The sequence below is a fragment of the Blautia sp. ZXY-1-C6 genome, assembly GCF_056339875.1.
The window spans coordinates 1-4,167 of record NZ_JBWJVQ010000287.1; the positions used below are offsets into that span (position 1 = coordinate 1).

Below are 4,167 nucleotides of genomic sequence, written 5' to 3' on the forward strand. Positions count from 1 at the left end.
AGATCTTCTTTCAGATTGTGGTTGATATACTGAAGGATACTGGCAATCTGCGAGTCAAAGGTGTAGGATTTTTTATCAAAAATGTACTGCTTTTCCAGAAAGATACGGTTCAGATAAACCATAAACTGAAGAAAAAGTGACTGTGTCAGGATTTCTCTTCCATATTCATCGGATTTTGCAGAATTTTCCAGTTCAAACAGGATGTCTTTCATCTTTTCCTGAAGAGCAGAGTTCAGACGTACCAGATTATAGCTTCGGTCATTTGCTTTCTGGAAGCATTTCAGCAGTTCCTGCCAGGGAATATCGTTTTGGATCCAGAGAATAAAACGTTCATATGGAACAGATGGATCAATCTCCGGGCGGTGGATGGCATGGCGGTTTACCAGAAGAATGTCCCATGGTTTCAGTTGATAAGCTTTTCCTTCTATATGATAAGCAGCCTTGCCGGAGATGAAGATAACTACCTTGTGAAAATCATGATAATGGTAAGAGAATTCCTTTCTGGTCTGGTCTTTAAGATGAAAAAGTCGGAATTGTTCGTTCAGGTATCCTGTTTTTTCTGTCTGATAGAACTGTTCTGATAATAACATATCTGCCTCCGATATCTGCAATGATTATTTAATCGAATCAAGCAAGTCCTCTGTGGAGATTGTGAAAAGAAATAAGCAGTGGAAAGCAATAAGCGGAGGGAAAAGTTTGATTCATGGTATAATCATATCATTTAATGCGCAAATGTACAATTATTACTAAGAATGTAATAAATAGTAACGAATATATTTTATAATTTCTGAGAAAATATGCTACAAAGATATTGACATTATTACACGATAATAGTATCATGCAATTACAAAGTAATCGTAAAAACTTTGTAACTATTTCGAAATAGGGTAAAGAAATAGAAAACTGAACAGAGAGGAGCGATGCTGCTGTAAGGCTGTTATATCAGAGAACTGATATAATGGTCTTTTTTGTAATACCTACAGAGCATTTTTTGCAATGTTTTAAGCATTTTACTCTATATACATGGTAAAAACAATAAAATATAATGAATATAAAGTCAGGATGTGATATGAGAAAATTACCTGACACAAAATTTAACCGAATCAAGTAAGTCCCCTGCGGGGGTTGCGAAGAGCAATAAGCAGTGGGTGGGGACTCAGACAAGTGGCGAAGTGAGTTGGGAAGATTGCCCGACAATTGATTATCGGTGCAGATACAAAAGCGGGAAGTATCCGGGATTATAAATCAGAAGGAGAGATATGGTTATGGCAAATACAATTATTATGAGTAAATATCAGGGACTTGGAAACGATTATCTGATTCTTGATCCGAAGAAAAATCAGGTACAGCTTCAGGGAAAGAAGATTGCACTTCTCTGCCAGAGAGGATTTGGGCTTGGCGCTGACGGTGTGCTCTATGGACCGGTAGAAATTGATGGGAAATTGGGTGTGCGTATTTTTAACGCAGACGGAAGTGAATCTGCCATCAGTGGAAACGGCGTGCGTATTTTTGCCAAATATCTGATGGATAATGGATATATTACTGAGAAAAAATTTGACATTGAAACTATGTCAGGCACGATTCATGTGGAATGCCTGAACAGCCGGGCAACGGAATTTAAAGTAAACATAGGAAAACCATCTTTTATCTCCAGCGATATCCCTGTTTCCGGTGAAATTCGTGAAGTAATTAAGGAGAATTTCGTATTCCATGGAAAAGAATACAAGGCTACCTGCCTGACAGTTGGTAATCCACACTGCATTATTTTTACAGACAATGTAAGTGCAGAAGCTGTAAAGAATCTGGGACCTTATGTGGAGAATGCAGATGAATTTCCGGAGAGAATGAACCTGCAGATTTGCCGTCAGGTCGACAAGGGAAATCTGGGAGATTGAAATCTGGGAAAGAGGCTCCGGATATACAAAGGCTTCCGGAACAGGAAGCTGTGCGGCGGCAGCGGCAGCCTATAAGCTGGGGCTGGTGGAATCCCGTATTAATGTAAATCAGCCGGGCGGAATGATACAGATCGATATGGAAGAGGACGGAACCATCTATATGACAGGAACAGTGGGATATATTGCAGATATAAGTGTTGCAGAGAGCTTCTTCTCATAAATTACACAGACTTTATGCGTAATTCAGTGTAAAGTATGATTACCCACAGTGTGAAATGATTGTTATGATAAATGATCATTTCACGCTGTGGGTAATTCTTTGTTTGTAATTTGCTTAAAGATATGGTATTATTTTAAACGAATTATTTACTAGGACTGCTATAATCTATAGCAATTCAGTCGGTTATCCACAGGGAGTCCGACAGAGAATATTTATAATAAGAAAGTGGGTGAAGCTGTGGTTGAATTAGACCAGTTCAAGAGCATTCTTGCGACTTATACAGAACCATTAGTGGAAGTGAGGGATTCACTTTGACCTGGCTAACAAAGAGCAGAAGGTCGAAGAATTAGAGCGCGAAATGGAAGCGCCTGATTTCTGGGATGATGCAGAAGTTTCCCAGAAGAAAATGAAAGAATTAAAAGACATGAAAGATGACATGGAGACCTATCAGAATCTGGTTACACAGATGGAAGATATGGAAACCATGATCGAGATGGGATATGAGGAGAACGATCCTGCACTGATTCCTGAGATTCAGGAAATGCTGGATGAGTTTCAGAAGGATTTTGACAATATCCGTATCAAGACACTTCTTTCCGGAGAATATGACAGTGAGAATGCTATCATTAAGTTGAATGCAGGTGCAGGCGGAACAGAGGCCTGTGACTGGTGCAGTATGCTTTACCGTATGTACAGCCGTTGGGCAGATAAGAAAGGATTTACCCTGGAAGTGTTGGATTATCTGGACGGCGATGAGGCAGGTATCAAATCTGTTACTTTCCAGGTAAACGGAACAAATGCTTACGGTTATCTGAAATCAGAGAAGGGAGTTCATCGTCTAGTGCGTATTTCTCCTTTCAATGCAGCAGGTAAGCGACAGACATCTTTTGTATCCTGTGATGTTATGCCGGATATCAAGAAGGATCTGGATGTAGAGATCAATGACGATGAGATCCGTATTGATACTTATCGAAGCAGTGGTGCCGGCGGTCAGCATATCAACAAGACATCATCTGCCATCCGTATCACACATTATCCTACCGGAATCGTGGTACAGTGTCAGAATGAACGTTCTCAGCACATGAATAAAGATAAAGCCATGCAGATGCTGAAAGCCAAGCTGTATCTTCTCAAGCAGCAGGAGGCAGAGGAAAAACTCTCCGGTATCCGCGGTGAGGTGACAGATATCGGATGGGGAAATCAGATCCGTTCTTATGTTATGCAGCCATATACCATGGTAAAGGATCATCGTACAAACGAGGAGACCGGAAATGTGGATGCAGTACTTGACGGAGGAATTGACATTTTCATCAATGCATATCTGAAATGGATCGCACTGAAGAAATAAAAGAATAAAAAAGGCTGTCTGAAATCAGGACAGCCTTTTTCGTGTTGAGGCATAATGATTTTACACAATGATTCAGCAGAATATATTTCTTGCGTATTTTTGTGTGGTGTGATAATATATCCAGTGTGTAAAAACAAATGTCTTTAAAGAACGGACAGGTAAATTGATATGCAGAAACCAGTAACAGAGAAAAAGAAATATTTTGTAGTGAGGGAACGAGCAGTTCCGGAAGTCCTGCTGAAGGTGGTGGAGGCAAAGAAGCTTCTGGACTCCGGCAAAGTGGACACTGTACAGGATGCAGCAGAGCGCACAGGAATCAGCAGAAGCTCTTTCTACAAATACAAAGATGATATTTTTCCATTTCATGAAGAGACAAGGGGAAAGACGATCACCTTTATTATCCAGATGGATGATGAACCGGGGCTTTTGTCGGTTGTCCTGCAGACGATTGCACGGTTTCATGGAAACATTCTCACCATTCATCAGAGTATTCCTATCAATGGGATTGCCACACTTACTCTGAGTGTGGACATTCTTCCGGGCGAGGGGGATGCAGAAGCAATGGTAGAGACGATTGAACAGAATGAAGGAATTCATTATCTGAAAATATTAGGCAGGGAGTAAAAGAAAATGATCAATGTAGCAATTTTAGGATATGGCACAGTTGGAAGCGGTGTATTTGAAGTATTAAATGAAAATAAAGA

General features: G+C 40.3%; 5 protein-coding genes. 4 read left to right on the forward strand and 1 reads right to left on the reverse strand.

Features of this window, described 5'->3' with window-relative positions:
- Nucleotides 1–590 (reverse strand): AraC family ligand binding domain-containing protein (locus tag AC075J_RS17920; protein ID WP_476390571.1); only part of this gene is annotated, 590 nt, incomplete at its 3' end.
- Between the two features lie 675 nt (nucleotides 591–1,265).
- On the opposite strand from AC075J_RS17920, the gene dapF reads away from it, so the two are divergent.
- The 4 genes from dapF (at nucleotide 1,266) to AC075J_RS17940 (ending at nucleotide 4,087) form a co-directional block, all read left to right on the forward strand.
- Nucleotides 1,266–1,895 carry a diaminopimelate epimerase gene (gene dapF, locus AC075J_RS17925; RefSeq protein WP_476390572.1) on the forward strand — a complete coding sequence of 210 codons (630 nt, stop codon included), beginning with the start codon at nucleotides 1,266–1,268 and terminating at the stop codon, nucleotides 1,893–1,895.
- Nucleotide 1,896: 1 nt separating this feature from the next.
- A complete protein-coding gene (locus tag AC075J_RS17930; RefSeq protein WP_476390574.1) occupies nucleotides 1,897–2,115 on the forward strand; it encodes a hypothetical protein in 219 nt (72 codons plus the stop codon).
- Between the two features lie 237 nt (nucleotides 2,116–2,352).
- A protein-coding gene (gene prfB / locus AC075J_RS17935) for a peptide chain release factor 2 (RefSeq protein ID WP_476390573.1) occupies nucleotides 2,353–3,463 on the forward strand; the annotation gives its coding sequence in 2 pieces (ribosomal slippage) (nucleotides 2,353–2,427 and nucleotides 2,429–3,463; 1,110 coding nt in all).
- 168 nt (nucleotides 3,464–3,631) lie between these two features.
- Nucleotides 3,632–4,087 (forward strand): ACT domain-containing protein, encoded by a 456-nt coding sequence (locus AC075J_RS17940; protein ID WP_008706279.1) that lies wholly within the window; start codon nucleotides 3,632–3,634, stop codon nucleotides 4,085–4,087.
- The last annotated feature ends 80 nt before the right edge of the window (nucleotides 4,088–4,167 follow it).